Source organism: Microbispora bryophytorum, assembly GCF_043197435.1.
Lineage (GTDB): Bacteria > Actinomycetota > Actinomycetes > Streptosporangiales > Streptosporangiaceae > Microbispora > Microbispora bryophytorum.
In genome coordinates this window covers 477,974-494,536 of sequence record NZ_JBICTF010000005.1, presented here as the reverse complement: position 1 = coordinate 494,536, position 16,563 = coordinate 477,974, and the positions used below count along the sequence as shown (strand labels likewise).

11 protein-coding genes are annotated in these 16,563 nt (G+C 74.9%); 6 read left to right on the top strand and 5 right to left on the bottom strand.

Annotated elements, in window-relative coordinates; all coding sequences use genetic code 11:
• Positions 1–59 precede the first annotated feature (59 nt).
• From ACGFIB_RS19750 to ACGFIB_RS19735, 4 genes are all read left to right on the top strand, one after another.
• Positions 60–2,717: an FtsX-like permease family protein gene (locus tag ACGFIB_RS19750; protein ID WP_393373717.1), complete on the top strand. Its 2,658-nt coding sequence runs from the start codon at positions 60–62 to the stop codon at positions 2,715–2,717.
• A 62-nt stretch (positions 2,718–2,779) separates the two neighbouring features.
• Positions 2,780–5,251: an FtsX-like permease family protein gene (locus ACGFIB_RS19745; protein ID WP_393373714.1), complete on the top strand. Its 2,472-nt coding sequence runs from the start codon at positions 2,780–2,782 to the stop codon at positions 5,249–5,251.
• Entirely contained in the window at positions 5,235–6,206 is a 972-nt protein-coding gene (locus ACGFIB_RS19740) for an ABC transporter ATP-binding protein (RefSeq protein ID WP_393373711.1), read from the top strand. Before ACGFIB_RS19745 ends, ACGFIB_RS19740 begins: the two co-directional genes overlap by 17 nt.
• Complete coding sequence (locus tag ACGFIB_RS19735; protein WP_393373709.1) at positions 6,199–6,867, top strand: ABC transporter ATP-binding protein; 669 nt, start codon at positions 6,199–6,201, stop codon at positions 6,865–6,867. Before ACGFIB_RS19740 ends, ACGFIB_RS19735 begins: the two co-directional genes overlap by 8 nt.
• Here the strand turns inward: ACGFIB_RS19735 and ACGFIB_RS19730 are convergent, their stop codons facing one another.
• Positions 6,868–7,803, bottom strand: coding sequence for an aldo/keto reductase (locus tag ACGFIB_RS19730; RefSeq protein ID WP_393373706.1), 936 nt, complete (start codon positions 7,801–7,803; stop codon positions 6,868–6,870).
• Between the two features lie 168 nt (positions 7,804–7,971).
• Here ACGFIB_RS19730 and ACGFIB_RS19725 point away from each other — a divergent pair, with 168 nt between their 5' ends.
• Positions 7,972–9,012: a family 2 encapsulin nanocompartment cargo protein polyprenyl transferase gene (locus ACGFIB_RS19725; RefSeq protein ID WP_393373704.1), complete on the top strand. Its 1,041-nt coding sequence runs from the start codon at positions 7,972–7,974 to the stop codon at positions 9,010–9,012.
• Between the two features lie 67 nt (positions 9,013–9,079).
• On the opposite strand, the gene ACGFIB_RS19720 is transcribed toward ACGFIB_RS19725, so the two are convergent.
• Genes ACGFIB_RS19720 through ACGFIB_RS19705 form a run of 4 tightly spaced genes read right to left on the bottom strand, consistent with a single transcriptional unit; the run spans position 9,080 to position 15,352 of the window.
• Positions 9,080–10,051, bottom strand: a complete 972-nt coding sequence (locus ACGFIB_RS19720; RefSeq protein ID WP_357243330.1) for a zinc-binding alcohol dehydrogenase family protein — start codon at positions 10,049–10,051, stop codon at positions 9,080–9,082.
• 39 nt (positions 10,052–10,090) lie between these two features.
• Positions 10,091–10,582, bottom strand: coding sequence for a MarR family winged helix-turn-helix transcriptional regulator (locus tag ACGFIB_RS19715; RefSeq protein ID WP_393373701.1), 492 nt, complete (start codon positions 10,580–10,582; stop codon positions 10,091–10,093).
• Positions 10,579–13,581 (bottom strand): FAD-binding and (Fe-S)-binding domain-containing protein, encoded by a 3,003-nt coding sequence (locus tag ACGFIB_RS19710; protein ID WP_393373698.1) that lies wholly within the window; start codon positions 13,579–13,581, stop codon positions 10,579–10,581. The genes ACGFIB_RS19715 and ACGFIB_RS19710 overlap by 4 nt, the downstream gene beginning before the upstream one ends.
• Positions 13,582–13,585: 4 nt before the next feature.
• Positions 13,586–15,352, bottom strand: a complete 1,767-nt coding sequence (locus ACGFIB_RS19705) for a thiamine pyrophosphate-dependent enzyme (RefSeq protein WP_357260146.1) — start codon at positions 15,350–15,352, stop codon at positions 13,586–13,588.
• Positions 15,353–15,455: 103 nt separating this feature from the next.
• Here ACGFIB_RS19705 and ACGFIB_RS19700 point away from each other — a divergent pair, with 103 nt between their 5' ends.
• Positions 15,456–16,559: an enolase C-terminal domain-like protein gene (locus tag ACGFIB_RS19700; RefSeq protein WP_393373695.1), complete on the top strand. Its 1,104-nt coding sequence runs from the start codon at positions 15,456–15,458 to the stop codon at positions 16,557–16,559.
• Positions 16,560–16,563: the final 4 nt, after the last annotated feature.

The following is a 16,563-nucleotide window of genomic DNA, read 5'->3' as shown; positions in this document are numbered from 1 at the left end:
ATGATGCCGGGATGCACGTGGTGATGTCCGGATGGTGAGGCCCGGATGGTGAGGCCCGGATGGTGAGTACGGTGCGCGGACGGCTGCCGCTGGTGGTCCGGCGCGCGCTGGCCGAGCCCCTGCTGCTGGCCGCCGCGTTCGGCTCCATCCTGCTCGCCACCACGGCGGTCTCGGCTCTCCTGCTGCACGCGGGGTCGGCGACCCAGGCCGGCGTGCGGCGGGCCCTGGACACGGCTCCGCTCGCCGCCACCGCCACCGTCGTCACCTCCTCCGTCGCCGCCGGCGACTTCGCCGGGGCCGACCGGGCCGTCCGCGCGGGGATCGCCCACGCCCACGGCGAGGTGCCCGTACGGGTCACCGTGCGTGTCGAGTCCGCCTCGTACGCGCTGAAGGAAGGGGACCACGGCGGCCGGCCCGTCCTGACCCGGTTCGCCGCGTACGAGGGACTGGACGGCCAGGCGGACCTGGTGAGTGGCCGCTGGCCCACGGAGGGAACCACGGTGGCGCTCTCTGAGCCGGCCGCGCGGGCGATGGGAGTCGCCACCGGCGACGAGTTCACCGTCGTCGGACGCCTGGACGGCAAACCCGCCCGCGTGCGCGTCACCGGCGTCTTCCGGCTGCGCGACCCCGACGACCCGCGCTGGAAGGGGGAGGAGCTGCTGCGCTACGGCACGCAGACAGGCGACTTCACCTCCCGCGGCCCCCTGGTCGTGCCGGCCGGCGCCTTCTTCGACCGGTTCGCGACCGGCGTCTCGGCCCGCTGGCTCGCCGAACCCGATCTGCGCCGGCTTTCCCCCGACCGGCTGCGGCCGTTCTCGGCGTCGGTCGCCGCGGTCTCGGCGGACGTACGGGCCGGCTGCCCCCGGTGCTCGGTCACCGAGACGCTGTCCGGCACGCTGCTGCGGCTCGACCGCGGCGCCCTGGTCGCCCGCTCGACCATGCTCGTGCCGGTGCTTCAACTGCTGGTGCTGAGCGCGTACGCGCTGGCGCTGACCGCGCGGCTGCTCGCCGAGCACCGCCGGATGGAGACGGCCCTGCTGCGATCGAGGGGCGGCGGGTCGCCGCGGCTCGCCGCCATGGCGGCGGGGGAGGCGCTGCTGATCGCGCTGCCCTGCGCGCCCGCGGCGCCGTTCCTCGCGCCCGTCCTCCTGCGGCCGATGAGCGCCCTCCCCTGGATCGAGGCCACCGGCGTGGAGCCGCCCCGCGCGCCCGACGGGACCACGTTCGCGGTCGCGGCGGCGGTCGCGCTCGCCTGCGCCGCCATGCTGGCCGCCCCGCCCCTGCTCGCCGCCCGCCGCACGTACGTCGAGGAGCAGGCGGCGCGCGGGCGCGCCGACCGGCCGGGCCTGGTCCAGCGGGCCGGGGCCGACGTGGCGCTGCTCGTTCTGGCGGCGCTCGCCGTCTGGCGCCTGCGCGGCCAGGACGCGCCGGAGACGACGCGTCTCGGCGGCGAGCTCGGGCTCGACCCGCTCGTCGGGGCGGGACCGGCGCTCGCCCTGCTCTGCGGCGGGATGGCCGCCCTGCGGCTGGTGCCCGCCGTCGCCAGGGTCGCCGAGCGGGCGACGCGGCGGCGCCCCGGGTTCGGGCCGGCCCTGGCCGCCCGGCAGGTGAGCCGGCGCCCGGCCCGCTATTCGGGCCCCGCGCTGCTGCTGACGATGGCGACGGCGATCGGTGTGCTGTCCCTGACCACCGCCGCGACCTGGCGCGGCGCCCAGGAGGACCGGGCCCGGCACCTCGCCGGCGCCGCCCTGCGCGTCCCGGCCCTCCCCGGGGACGACGCGCGGACCTTCACCACGCTGCCGGGGGTCGCGGCGGCCGTGCCCGCGCACCGCGCCAGGGTCGTCGCGGACGGCGCGGACGCCACGCTGATCGCCGCGGACGCGGCGCATCTGGGCCGTGCCCTGCTGTTGCGCCCCGACCTGTCGGAGCTGTCGCCGGCCACGCTGATGTCCCGGATCGCCGGGTCCGCCGGACAGCCGCTTCCGGTCGTGGTGACCCCCGGCCTGGCCGACACCGTACGGATCACGGCCGGCACGGCGTCGATCCCGATCCGGGTCGTGGGCGTCGTCACGGCGATGCCCGGCACGCCGGAGGGCGCCCCGGCCCTGCTCGCCGACCTGTCGGCGCTGCGGGGACAAGGCGCGAAGGGGGCGGACTGGCCGGTGACGGAGTGGTGGCTGGCCGCCGACGGGAACGACACCACGCGTGCCGCCACCGCGCTGGCGCGCAGGGACGTCGTCGACGTGGCCACGCTGACCGCCGGCTACAGGGACGACCCCACGGCGGCGGGTCTGCAGGGCGCGCTGCTGCTCGGCTTCGCGGCGGCGCTGGCGTTCGCCGTGCTGGGATTCCTGGTCAACGCGGCGGTCTCGGCGCGCGAGCGCAGAGGCGAGTTCGCCGTGCTCGGCGCGCTCGGCGCGAGCTTCCGGCAGACGCTCGGCCTGCTCGCCGCCGAGCAGTCGTTCGTGATCGGGCTGTCGCTGGCCGGAGGGGTGGCGCTCGCCGTGGCCGTCTCCGCCGCGGTGGTGCCGCCGATGGTGACCGCCGGATACGCGACCGGGGGCGGGCTGCCGGTGCTGCTCCACATTCCGTGGCCACAGGTGGCGGCGCTCGCCGTCGCGGTCCTCGCGGTGCTCCTCGTGATCGTGGCGGGGCTCGCGCGGTCGCTGCACCGCCGTGAGCCGGCCGCCGTGCTGCGTGCGGGGGAGACGTCGTGATCCGCCTGCTGGGTGTGCACAGGCTTCTAGGAGTACACAGGCTTCTAGGAATACACAGGGGAGTGGCGGCGCTGCTGGCCGCGCTGGTGTTCGGCGCCGCCCTGGTCGTCTCGGCCCTGCCCCGGATGGTCGAGTCCTCCCTCGACGCGGCGGCCAGGTCACTCATCGGCGCCGCCCCGCCCGGCACGGCCTCGCTGACGGTCCGGCACACCCGGGGCTTCGACCTGAGGCCGATGCGGACGACGGCCGACGCGGCCGGGGCGGACACCGCCTGGCGCGCCCTGCTTCCCCCGGCGCTGCGGGAGGTCGCCGATCCCGACCCGCTCTTCGATTTCTCCGCCTTGCCGGTGCTGATCAACGGCCAGGCGCATCGATACCTGACGCTGAAATGGGTCTCCGGGGCGGACCGGCGGGTGCGGTACGTCGAGGGCGGCCCCCCGGGCCCCGGCTCGGGTACTCGTCTCGAGATGGCGGTCCCCGCGGCCGCCGCCACGGAGATGTCGATCAGAACAGGTGACACGGTCCGCCTCGGCGAGCTGACCGCGAAGGTCACCGGCCTGTTCGAGCCGGCGCGTCCCGCCGACCGGTTCTGGGCCCTTGAGCCGGACCTCACCTATGTCATCCACAACCGGGTGCCGCTCGCCACAGAGGACGACCTGATCGTCACCGCGCTCACCGACGGCGACAGCCTCGCGGGCGCCGAACTGCCCATGATCTTCCGATGGCTCGTCACCCCCGTGCCGGACCGCGTCACCGCGGGCAACACGGCGGCCGTGCTCGCCGCCGTGGAGGAGTACGGCCGCCGCCTGGACAGGCAGGACCTCGAACTGACCCTGTCGACCGGGTTCGACCGCATGCTGCGGGAGTACTTGGACCGGCTGGCCGTCACACGCGCGCTGATCATGGTGTTCCTGAGTGGGCTGGCCGTCGTGTGCCTGGGCACCACGGCCCTGGCCGTGCTGCTGCTCGTGCGGCGGGCGCACGGCGCCCTGCTGCTGATGCGCGCACGCGGCGCGTCCCTGGCCCAGGTCGTGCTCGCCTGCGGGGGAGCGGTCGCGCTCGTGGCCGTGCCGGCGGCCGCGGCGGGCCAGGCGGCCGCGGGTCTCGTCCCGGGCGCCACGACGGCGCCCGCGCGGCTGGGACCCGCCGCGTTGGCGGCGGGGACCGTCGCGATCGCCTGCGCCGCCGTCGCGCTGCGCCACTCCCCGAGGCGCCACTCCCCACGACAGCGGGCTCAAGGATGGCTGACCGGAAGCGCGGCCCGCCGGATCGTGATGGAGATCCTGGTGCTCGTCGTCGCCCTGGCGAGCCTGCGTCTGATGCGCACACGCGGCCTCGGCACCGGCGACGCGTTCCTCGCGCCGGCCCCCGTGCTGCTGACGCTGGCCGCCGCGCTGGCTGTGCTGCGCGGCGGCCCGGCCGTGATCCACCTGGCCTTCCGGGCCGCCGCCCGGCGCACCGCCGCCGTTCCGTTCCTCGGGCTCGCCGCCGCCCGGGCCGTGCCGGGAGCCGCGCTGCCGGTGCTCACGCTGCTGCCGGCCGTCGCCCTGGCGGCGTACGGAATGGTCGCCGCCGGGGGCCTGGAGGACGCCCAGCGGCAGGCGGCGTGGGAGCGGACCGGCGCCGAGATCAGGGTGGAGCGCGAGCAGGGCATCCCCAGGGAGACGCTGGAGCGGATCGTCCACGCGCCGGGCGTCAGGGCCGTCGTCCCGGCCGCCGTCGGGACGACGACCGCCGAGGTGGGCTTCGGCGGGCGGCCGGCCACGGTCGTCGCGGTCGACCTCGACGCCTACCGCCGGCTGGTCGCGGGCAGTCCCCTGCGCCTGCCCGGCCGCCCGGCGCGGGCGACGGGCGCGCTGGTGTCGCACGACCTGTCCGCCATGCGGAGCTTCGAGATCGGCTGGCCCGTGCGGACGACGGTCACCCCGGCGGGGACCGTCGACGCGATGCCGGGGGTGCGGGCGGGTGACGGCGCTCTCATCGTCCTCCCCGCGGCTCCCGAGCACACCAACACGCTGCTGATCGCGGGAGACGCCGGCGCGGTCAGGCCGCTGCTGCCGTCCGGCGCGCGCATGACGACCGTGGCGGGCGCGCTCGCCGACATCACCGGCACGCCGCTGACGGCGGCGCTGACCGCGACGCTGCGGGTCGCCGCCGCGGCGCTGGCGGCGTACGCGCTGGCGGCCGTCGCGATCGCCCTGACCGGGGGCGCGGCCCGGCGGGCGGAGGACCTCGGCCTGCTGCGCGCCCTCGGCCTCACCCGCAGGCAGGCCGGGCTGATCACCGTCCTGGAGGCGGCCCCGCTGCTCGTCCTGACCGCCGTCGCCGGGCTGGCGGCCGGTCTCGCCATGCCCGCGCTGCTCGGGCCGGGCATCGACCTGTCGGCGTACGCGGGAGGGCGCCCCGGCGCCCTGGCCGCAGGTGCGGCCCTGCCCATCCTGCCCACTGCCCTGGCCGGCGCGCTGGCCGCCGGGGTCGCCGCCGTCGCCCTCGCGGGCGCCTACCTGGGAGGAAGCCGTGGACACGCTGGCTGACCTGGAGGCCCGGGCCGCGCGGGGCGGTCCCGCGTTCGGCGCGGACGCCCACATCCTGTGCGACAACCTCGTGCGGATCTACAAGACCGAGGGGTCGGCCGCAGTCGAGGTGGTCGCCCTGCAGGGCCTCGACCTGCTCATCGGCCGGGGTGAGCTGGTGGCGATCGTCGGGGCCTCGGGATCGGGCAAGTCGACGCTGCTCAACATCCTGTCGGGGCTCGACGTGCCGACGGCCGGGCTGGCCCGGGTCGCCGGGATCGACCTGCTGTCCATGACCCCGCGCGACCGCCTCCGCTACCGGCGTTCGGTCGTCGGCTTCGTCTGGCAGGAGACCGCCCGCAACCTGCTGCCGTATGTCACCGCGCGGGAGAACGTCATGCTCCCCATGCGGCTGGCGGGCGGCACGTCCCGGCGGGCCAGGTCGTCCCGTACTGACGAGCTGCTGGAGCTGACGGGGATGGCGGACCGTGCGGACCGCCGGCCCGGGGAGATGTCCGGCGGCGAGCAGCAGCGGGTGGCCGTCGCCGTGGCTCTGGCCAACGCGCCCGAGGTGGTGCTCGCCGACGAGCCCACCGGGGAGCTGGACAGCGACAGCGCCGAGACGGTCTTCGGCGTGCTGCGCCACGCCAACCGCGAGCTCGGGGTCACGACCGTCGTCGTGACGCACGACCCGATGGTGTCGCGGCAGGTCGACCGGACCATCGGCATCCGGGACGGCCGCACCTCCAGCGAGACACTCCGCCGCACCTCCTCCGACGGGAGGGTGGTCGCCGAGGAGTACGCGGTGCTGGACCGGGCCGGGCGCCTGCAGCTGCCGAGGGAGTTCATCGACGCCCTGTCCATGGAGCACCGGGTGCGCCTGGAGCTCGAACGCGACCACATCGGGGTCTGGCCCTCGGCCACCGGCAGCGACGCGGAGGACGCGGACGACGCGGAGGAAGAGACGAATGAGTGAGCCGCTGGTCGTCGTCGAGGACCTGCGCAAGACCTACCCCAAGGGCGTGCGCGCCCTGAGAGGGGTCTCCTTCGAGGCGCACCCCGGCGAGCTGATCGCGATCCGCGGCCGTTCCGGCGCGGGCAAGACGACGCTGCTCAACCTGGTCGGCGGCCTGGACCGGCCGGACGCGGGGCGGGTGCGGGTCGCGGGGCAGCCGGTGCCCGAGCTGCCCGAGGAGGGCCTGCTGCGGCTGCGCCGCGACGTCGTCGGGTTCGTCTTCCAGTCGTTCCGGCTGATCCCGGTGCTGTCGGCCGCCGAGAACGTGGGCGTGCCGCTGCGGCTGGCGCGGGTGCCCGCCAAGGACAGGGACGAGCGGGTGAAGGTGCTGCTGTCCCTGGTCGGGCTGTCCGGCCAGGCCGAGCAGCGGCCCTACGAGCTGTCGGGCGGCCAGCAGCAGCGCGTGGCCATCGCCAGGGCCCTGGCCAACCGGCCCCGCCTGCTGCTCGCCGACGAGCCGACCGGTCAGCTCGACTCCCGGACCGCCCTCCAGATCATGGAGCTGCTCCGGGTGCTCGTCCGGGGCGAGGGCGTCACCGCGCTGGTGGCCACGCACGACGAGGGCCTCGTCGGCGTGGCCGACCGCGTCCTGGAACTCACGGACGGTGAGCTACGCGCCTAGTCAGCTCCAGGGGAGGGCGGCGCGGCGGGCCCAGTAGGTCTCGGCGTCCTCCGCCAGATCGGCGAGCGCCTCCTCGGCCGCGTCGTCCCAGGTGACGGCGGTCGCCGCCAGGTTCTCGGCGAGCTGGGCGGTCGTGGCCGCGCCGCTCAGCACCATCCCCGCCCACGGGCGGGCGAGCACGGCGGCCAGCGCCAGGGCGTCGGGGGTGACGCCGCGTTCGCGTGCCGCACGCACCAGCGCCGGCGGCGCGCCGCGGGCGGTCAGCCTGCCGTTGGCCACGCCCTCCTTGACGATCACGCCGAGGCCGGCCGCGTGCGCCCGGGCCAGGGCCTCGCCGGCCGAGCGCTCCAGCAGGTTCCAGGTCGACTGCACGGTGTCGAAGAGCCCGGTCGCGATCGCTTCGTCGATCGTCGCGGCCTGGCGGGGGCCGGTGGTGGACAGGCCCACGGCGACGCCCTCGGCGCGCAGGGCGCGCAGCTCGCCGAGCACCTCCTCGTCGTCGAGCACCCCGCTTTCGACCGTGGCGGAATGGATCTGGTAGAGCGACAGATGCTCGCCGAGCAGCTCCCGGGTCTCGCCGAGCTGGCGGCGCAGCCGCGCGGCCGACAGGTCCTTCTCCTCATGGCGGCCGGCGTCCATGCGCCAGCCGCCGACGTACTCGTATCCCCACTTCGACCCGGCCTCGACCTCGCCGGGCCGGATGCCCCGGTCGGCCAGCCAGCCCGCGAGGAACTCCTCCGCCAGGCCGTAGGAGCGGGCCGTGTCGTAGTAGCGCACGCCCGCCGCCCGGGCGGCGTCCAGCACCTCCCAGGTGCGCGCCCGCATCGCCGCCACGTCGCGGTCGCCGCCGAGGTCTTCGTCCCGGCCGAGCGTGATGTACGCCGGACGCCCGAGCGCGGCGAGCCCGAGACCCATCTCCTGCACCCATTTCCGCATGGGGAACCACGTTAGGAGATGGCGAGCGGGTGCCGGCCACGAGGGCTGAGTTCGCGGACGTGCGCGCCGCGGCGGGGAGCGGGAAGCACGTGTGGTGAGAGGACGGCCGGGGTATGCCGCAAGTCCAGCCGGCCTGTGGGGTCCAACCGAGCCCGAGGTGGTGGGAGCGTGACGGAACCGGTTGCAGAGGGAGTGCGGACCGCGGCGGACGTGCTCGCCCGGACGCGCGACCTCGTGGAGCCCGCCCTGCGCCGTGCGGTCGGCACCCTGCCTCCGTCGATGCGCCGGGTGGCGGGATACCACTTCGGATGGTGGGACGCGCGGGGGCGGCCGACGCCGGCGGGCGGAGGAAAGGCCCTCCGGCCCGCGTTCACGCTCCTGGCGGCCGAAAGCGCCGGGGGAGACCCGGACACGGCACTGCCGGCCGCCGTCGCGGTCGAGCTGGTGCACAACTTCTCCCTCGTCCACGACGACGTGATGGACGGTGACGCGGTCCGCCGCCACCGCCCCACGGTGTGGAACGTCTTCGGGCGCTCCGAGGCGATCCTGGCCGGCGACTCCCTGCTGGCGCTGGCCTTCGCCGTGCTCGCCGAGGGCGGCCGGCCCGCCGACAGCGCGCGCACGCTAGCCCGCTGTGTCCAGTCGCTGCTGGACGGCCAGAGCGCCGACCTCGGCTTCGAGGAACGCGGGGACGTGAGCCTGGGGGAGTGCGTCCGCATGGCGGAGGGCAAGACGGGCGCGCTGTTCGGCTGCGCCTGCGCCCTCGGCGCGCTGCAGGCCGCCGGTCTTCCGGGGGGCGCCACCACCGAGCAGACGGCCTTCCTGCGGGTGTTCGGCGAGCGCGTGGGGCTGGCGTTCCAGATCGTGGACGACCTGCTGGGCATCTGGGGCGACCCGGCCGTCACCGGCAAACCCGTGCATTCCGACCTGCGCAACCGGAAGAAGTCCCTGCCGGTCGTCGCCGCGCTGACGTCGGGCACGTCTGCCGGGCGGGCGCTCGCCGTGCTGTACCGTCACCCGCTCGCGCAGACCGACCTCGCACGCGCGGCGCGGCTGGTGGACGAGGCGGGCGGACGGGCGTGGAGCCTCGCCAGGGTCGACGACCTGCTGTCCGAGGCGCTGGAGGCGCTGCGGTCGGCGGAGCTGGCGCCGGGGCCGGCGGCGGGTCTGGAGGCCCTGGCCCGCCTCGCCGCCGACCGCGACCGCTAGGTCGTTCTCCGCACGCGGGCGGCCACACCGCCGGTCTGATCACCCGCCGGGGAACGCGGCTCGAATCTCAGAGGACGACCACCATCTTGCCGCCCGCCTCCCCGGCCTCCATCACGCGATGCGCCTCCCTGATCTCCTCGAAGCGGAACACCCGCGACGGTCTCCCCCGAAGGCGGCCGGCCGCCACCTTGTCGGCGATGGCTTGCAGCGGCACGTCGGACAACGGAAAACCCGGGGTGCCGAAGACGAAACTGGCGAAGAAGGTCAGATGGACGCCACTGGCCATCTGCGCCAGCGGGTTGAAATCGGGGATCGGGTCGAGGCCTCCCAGCCACCCGGCCAGGCAGGCGCGCCCGCCCCGGCGCAGCATCGCCAAGGAGTCCAGGATGGTGCTGTTGCCCACCAGGTCGAGCACGGCGTCCAGGCGCTTGGCCTCGGGTATCCGCCGGCCGAGATCGGGTCTGTCCAGTTCGGCGCGCTCCGCGCCGAGCTCTTCCAGCAGACGGAACCGGTCAGGGTCGCGGGTGGTGGCGATGACCCGCACGCCGGCGTCCACCGCGAGGTTGATCGCGGCCTGGCCGAAGGAGGAGGTCCCGCCCCGGACGACCAGGGTCTGCCCTCGGCTGATCTCCAGGTTGCGGAACAGGCAGGTCCAGGCGGTGGCGTACGTCTCGGGGATCGCTGCGAGATCCGCCCACGGCAGGTCGGAGTCGATGAGCGCCACGTTGGACGCGGGCGCCCGGGTGTACTCCGCGTAGCTGCCGTTGACGGTGCGGCCGAGGCCGCCCATCAGCGCGGCCACCCTGGCTCCGATGGGGAACTCGCCGCTGGGGCAGGCATGGACGAGGCCGACGCACTCGATGCCGCTCACCGGCGCGGCCTCGGCCCATTCGCCCCTGCGCATGTGCAACTCGGCATGGTTGAGGCCGAACGCCTTCACCTCGATGACGACGTGGCCCGCCGCGGGCTCGGGCTCCGGCAGTTCCCGGTACACCAGGCACTCCGGTCCGCCGAATCTCTCGATCACGATGGCACGCATGGCGGCCCCCAGACGTCACAGGTCGGGCGGAAAACGGGGCTAGCGGGTGTCCGCCTCGGCCGCCGCGGTGAGCTCGCGCAGGGTCTGCGCGAGCGTACGGCGACTGACCGGGGCCAGACGGCGCAGCGCGGTGGCGATCTGCCCGCGCCGCGCCGCGCGGATGCGTTCGAGCGAGCGTCGGCCGGTCTCGGTGACGTCGATGCTGACCTCACGGCGGCTGTGCGGGGACAGCAGGCGCGTCAGCAGCCCGGCGGTGTGCAGGCGGGCCACCAGACGGCCCGCGGCCGAGACCGACATGCCCAGCAGGGCGGCGAGCCCGCTCAGGTTCAGCGGGCCGTGCCGGTCGACCGCGAGCAGCACCCGTAACTGGGTGACCGACAGGTCGGAGCCGCGGGCCAGCGCGTTGAGGGTCATCTCCACCAGGGCGAGCGAGGCGTCCTCGACCGACCACGCGTCCTCCTCCAGCGCGGGGTCCGTCTCCGGCGACGCTCCGGAGTCCAGGGCTCGGGAATCCAGGGCTCCGGCGCTCATCGCGTCCCCAGGACCCGCGGCGGGCCGGGCCTGCGCGCGGCGCGCCACTCGGGGTGGTCGCCCAGCGGTGTGCCGCGCACCCCGGCCGCCAGCAACTCCGCCAGGTGGATCGCCTGGCGTCCCACCCCCGCCTGCTCGATCTGCGTACGGCAGCTGAAGCCGTCGGCGAGGACGACCGTGCGGGCGTCGGCGGCGCGGATGGCCGGCAGGATCTCGTGCTCCGCGCAGGTCATCGACACCTCCAGGTGACCGGCGGTGAAGCCGAAGTTCCCGGCGAGGCCGCAGCAGCCGCCCACCGCCTCCACCCGCACCCCGGCCCGCGACAGCAGGGCCCGGTCGGTCTCGAAGCCGAGCACCGAGTGGTGGTGGCAGTGCGGCTGGGCGACCGCGTCCCGGTCGATCCGGGGCGGATCCCACCCGTCGGTCGCGCTCAGCAGCTCGGCGAGGGTCCTGGTCTGCTCGCGCAGCCGGGCGAAGTCCCGGTCGTGCGCGAACATCTCGGGCGCGTCGGCGCGGAACACCGCCGTGCAACTCGGCTCCAGCCCGACGATCGGGATGCCGCGGCGCAACGCCGGGGCGAGGGTCCGCACGGTGCGGCGCAGCACCCGGCGCGCAACGCCGAGCTGGCCGGTCGATATCCACGTCAGGCCGCAGCACAGCGTGCGCGGCGGGATCAGCACGCGATAGCCCGCCGCCTCCAGCACCTCGACGGCGGCGCGGCCGATGTGGGGGTGGAGGTTGTCGGTGAAGGTGTCCGGCCACAGCACCACGGGCCCCCGCTCGCCCCCGCCGCGCGTCCTGCGCCGCCGATACCAGTCGCTGAAGCGGACCCGCGCGAACTCCGGCACCGGCCGGGCCGGTTCGAGCCCCGCCAGGCGCTTGCCGAGCCCGGACAGCACGGGCGCGTGCGCCAGCGCGTTGACCACGCCGGGGGCCAGCGCGGCGACGCGGGCCCACACCGGCAGCCACCCCATGACGTAGTGGTCCATGGGCCTGATCCTGCGGGCGTAGTGGTGGGCGAGGAACTCGGCCTTGTACGTCGCCATGTCGACCTGCATCGGGCAGTCGTGCTTGCAGCCCTTGCAGGCCAGGCACAGGTCGAGGGCGTCGTGCACGGCAGTGGAGCGCCAGCCGTCCCGCACCGCGGAGTCGGCGTGGCCGTTCAGCATCTCGAACAGCAGCCGGGAGCGCCCGCGGGTGGAGTGCTCCTCCTCGCCGGTGGCCCGGTAGGACGGGCACATCACCCCGCCGGTGTGCTCGCGGCATTGGCCGACCCCCACGCACCGCATGACGGCCCGCTGGAAGCTGCCCTCGTCGTCGGGGTAGCCGAAGTGGACGGCCGGGTCGGCGGGCGTCCACTCGGGGCCGAGCCGCAGGTTCTCGTCCAGCCGGTACGGCGCGACGACCTTGCCCGGGTTCATCCGGTCACCGGGATCGAAGACGGCCTTGACCCGCTCGAAGGCGGTCATGACCGCGGGGCCGAACATCCTGGGCAGCAGCTCGCCCCTGGCCTGCCCGTCGCCGTGCTCGCCCGACAGCGAGCCGCCGTAGGAGATGACAAGGTCGGCGGCCCGTTCGAGGAAGGCGCGGAAGGCCGCCACCCCCTCGGCGGTCACCAGGTCGAACGGGATGCGGGTGTGCACGCAGCCCTGCCCGAAGTGGCCGTACAGGGAGGCGTCGCCGTAGCCGAACTCCTCGAACAGGCGGCGCAGGTCGCGCAGGTAGCCGCCGAGCCTGTCCGGCGGGACGGCCGAGTCCTCGAAGCCCTCCCACGTCTCGCGCATGCCGGGCACGCGGGCGGTGGCGCCGAGCCCGGACTCGCGGACCTCCCACAGCTCCTTCTCGATCTTGGCGTCGTCGATGAAGGAGATGTGCGGCGCGTGCTCGCTGCCCTTCAGCTCTTTCAGCAGGTCACACGCCTTGGCGTCCGCCTCCTTCTGGGAGTCGGCGCCGAAGGAGACCATCAGCCAGCCGCCGCCCTCCGGCAGCCGCTTGAGGGCGTCGGGATGCATGTGCTTGCGCCGCTCGTAGTCCACGAGCTTGTCGTCCACCCCCTCCAGCTGGAGCGGGCCGTAGCGGGCGATGCGCGGCACGGCGTCGGCGGCCACGTCGATGTCGTGGTAGCCGAGCAGGACGAGGCACTCAGCCTTGGGCGCGGGCACCAGGCGCAGCTCGGCCCGCAACACGGTGACCAGCGTGCCCTCCGACCCGACCAGCGCCCTGGCCAGGTCGAACCCGGCCTCGGGCAGGAGCTGGTCGAGGTTGTAGCCCGACACCCGGCGGGGGATGCCGGGGAAGCGGCGGCGGATCTCGTCGGCGTGCTCGTCCACGATCGCGCGTAGCTCGCGGTAGATCCGCGCCCTCGGCCCGCCCTCGGCGACGATCCGGTCGAACTCCTCCTCGCCGGTCGGCCCCACCCACATCCGCTGGCCGTCGTAGGTGAGGATCTCCAGCCGCGCGATGTTGTCGGCGGTCTTGCCGTACGCCTGGGCGGTCGAGCCGCAGGAGTTGTTGCCGATCATGCCGCCGAGCGTGCACTGGGAGTGGGTGGACGGGCGCGGCCCGAACGTCAGGCCGGTGTCGGCCAGCAGCCGGTTCAGCACGTCGAGCACGATGCCGGGCTCGACCACGCAGGTGCGGGCCGCGGCGTCCACCGACACCAGCCGGTGGCAGTACTTGGACCAGTCGATGACGACGGCGGCGTTGCAGGTCTGACCGCCCAGGCTCGTCCCGCCGCCCCGTGAGGTGATGGGCGCGCCGTGCTCCCGGCAGACGGCGATCGCCTCGGCCGCCGCGTCGACCGTGCGCGGCACCACCACCCCGAGCGGCACCTGCCGGTAGTTCGATCCGTCGGTGGAGTAGGCCCCCCGGCTGCCCGGATCGAACCTGACCTCGCCGTCCACCCGGGCGGCGAGGTCCCGCTCCAGGTCGCGCAGCCGCACGTACGGCTCGCGCGGCCGGGTGGTCACGGGCCCGGGAACGAGCACCTGGTCCGTCATGGCGTCACCGCCCCAATTGAGAGATCTTGTCCTTGAACAGCGTCGTCGCGATGGCCGCCTTGTGCGGCTGCCCCTTCAGGAACGCCTCGGCGAACTTGACCGCCTGGTCGCGGGCGACCTTGCCCGGCATGGGCGGCTCGTTCGGGTCGACGTCCACGTCCACCAGCGCCGGCCCCGGATGGGCGAGGGCCTGCCGTACGGCCTCGTCCACGTCGGCGGGGTCGGTGACCTTGCGGCCGTACCCGCCGCAGGAGCGGGCCCAGGCGGAGAAGTCGGAGGACGGCTCGCCGAACCTGACCCCGTGCTCGGGATATCCCAGCACCATCTGCTCCCACAGGATCTGGCCGAGCGAGTCGTTGTTGTTCACCACCACCGTGATCGGCAGGCCGAGCCGGGCCGCGGTGAGGAACTCGGCCATCAGCATCGCGAAGCCGCCGTCGCCGATGAAGGCGATCACCTGCCGGTCGGGGTGGGCGAGCTGCGCCGCGATCGCGTACGGCAGGCCGGGGGCCATCGTGGCGAGGTTGCCCGACAGGTAGAACTCCCGGTCGCCGCGGATCGTCCAGTGCCGGGCCGCCCAGGTCGCGATCGTGCCGGAGTCGCAGGTGAGGATGGCGTCGTCGGAGGCGGCCCGGTCCACGCAGCCGATCAGGTACTGCGGGGCGATCGGGGCGCGCTCCGGGTTCTCCAGCGCGGCCATGTTCTTGCGCCATCCGGCCATGGCCTTCTGGTACTTCTCCAGGTGCGCCCGGTCGTCGACGCGGCGCAGCAGCGGCAGCAGCGCGGCCAGCCCCTCCTTGGCGTCCCCGACCATCGGCACCTCGGTCGGCATGCGCACGCCCGCGCGGGCGGGGTCGGCGTCGATCTGCACGACGCGGACCTTGCCGGGCTCCGGCAGGTGCTTGGTGTAGGGGAAGTTGGTGCCGACCATCAGCAGGGTGTCGCAGTCCTCGACCAGCTCCTCGCCCGGCTTCGTGCCGAGCAGGCCGATCCCGCCTACCGCGTACGGCGAGTCGTCGGGGATGACCGCCTTGCCGGGCAGCGTCTTGATCACGGGGGCGCCCAGCGCCTCGGCGACGGCCAGCACCTCCTCGCGGGCGTGCAGGGCGCCGGCCCCGGCCAGGATCGCGGGCCGCCGGGCCGCGTTGAGCACCTCGGCGGCGGCCCGCAGGTCCTCCTGACGCGGCACGCCGGGCGGGGACAGATAGATGGGGGCGGTCGCGGGCGGCCGCGCGGGGGCGACGTGCTGGTAGGGGTCGGCGTCGGCGGGGGCCACCTGGACGTCGTTGGGCAGGCACAGGTGGGCCACCCCGCGCCGCGCGTACGCCGTGCGGATGGCGATGTCCACCACTCCCGGCAGCTGGGCCGGGTTGTCCACCACGAGGTTGTACTCCGCCACGTCCTCGTACAGCCGGTCGAGGTGGACCTCCTGCTGGTAGCCGGTGCCCAGCACGCTGGTCTCCTGCATGCCCGTGATGGCCAGCACCGGCTGGTGGTCGAGCTTGGCGTCGTACAGGCCGTTGAGCAGGTGGATCCCGCCGGGGCCCGAGGTGGCCAGGCACACCCCGATGCGGCCGGTGGCCTTGGCGTGCGCGGCCGCCATGAACGCGGCCGCCTCCTCGTGATGCACCAGCACGAAGCGGACACGATCGGCGTGGCGGCGCAGCCCTTCCATGATGCCGTTGATGCCGTCACCGGGGAGCCCGAAGACGGTGTCGACCCCCCAGTCGGCGAGCCGTCTGATGAGTACTTCTGCGGCGATTTCCGTCATACGTGCCGCGCTGCCCCCGGAATGGGAAGCCGAACACTCACCGCATGGAAAATCTTTCCTCCGATCCAGAGTCCGGGGGGCGCGCCCGGGTAGGGGGACGCCCGTGATCAGGGACCTCGTGATCAGGGACCTCCACGTGTCGGCCTACCGCGTGCCGACCGATCGCCCGGAGGCCGACGGCACGCTGAGCTGGGACGCGACCACGATGGTGGTGGTCCGCGCGGACGCCGGCGAGGCGGCCGGGCTCGGCTGGACCTACGCGCCGGCCGCCGCCGCGGCGGTCGTCACGGATCTGCTCGCGCCGGTGGTGCGCGGGGGCGACCCCATGGACGTGCCGGGCCTGTGGACCGCGATGGTCCGCCGGGTGCGCAACGCGGGCCGCACGGGCGTCGCCGGGTATGCGATCTCCGCGGTCGACGTCGCGCTCTGGGACCTCAAGGCCCGGCTGCTCGGGGTGCCGCTCGCCCGCCTGTTCGGCCTGGCCAGGAGGTCCGTGCCCGTGTACGGCTCGGGCGGGTTCACCACCTACGACGACGACGTCACGACGGCGCAGCTCGCGCACTGGGCGCACGAGCAGGGCATCCCCCGCGTCAAGATCAAGATCGGGGAGTCCGCGGGCGCCGCGCCCGCCCGCGACCTGCACCGCGTGGCGCTCGCCCGCCGCGTCGTCGGGGACGCCGCGGAGCTGTACGTGGACGCCAACGGCGGCTACGGCGCGAAGCAGGCCGTGCGGATCGAACGCCGCATGCGCGACCACGACGTGCGGTGGTTCGAGGAGCCGGTGTCCTCCGACGACCTGGCCGGGCTGCGCCTGGTGCGCGAGCGGGCCGACGCCGACGTCGCGGCCGGGGAGTACGGCGGCGACCTCGTCTACTTCACCCGCATGTGCGCGGCGGGCGCGGTCGACTGCCTGCAGATCGACGCGACCCGCTGCGGCGGCTACACGGGCTGGTCCGGCGCGGCGGCGATCGCCGCCGGGCACGGGCTGGAGGTGTCGGCGCACTGCGCGCCCAACCTGCACGCGCCGGTCGCCGCCGCGACGCCGAACCTGCGCCACATCGAGTGGTTCCACGACCACGTGCGCATCGAGGGCGACCTGTTCGACGGCGCGGCCGATCCCACGGGAGGCGCCGTACGCCCGCCGGACGCGCCGGGCCACGGCCTGTCGCTGCGCGCCGGAGTGGCCGAGCCGTACCGCGTCGCCTAGCGCG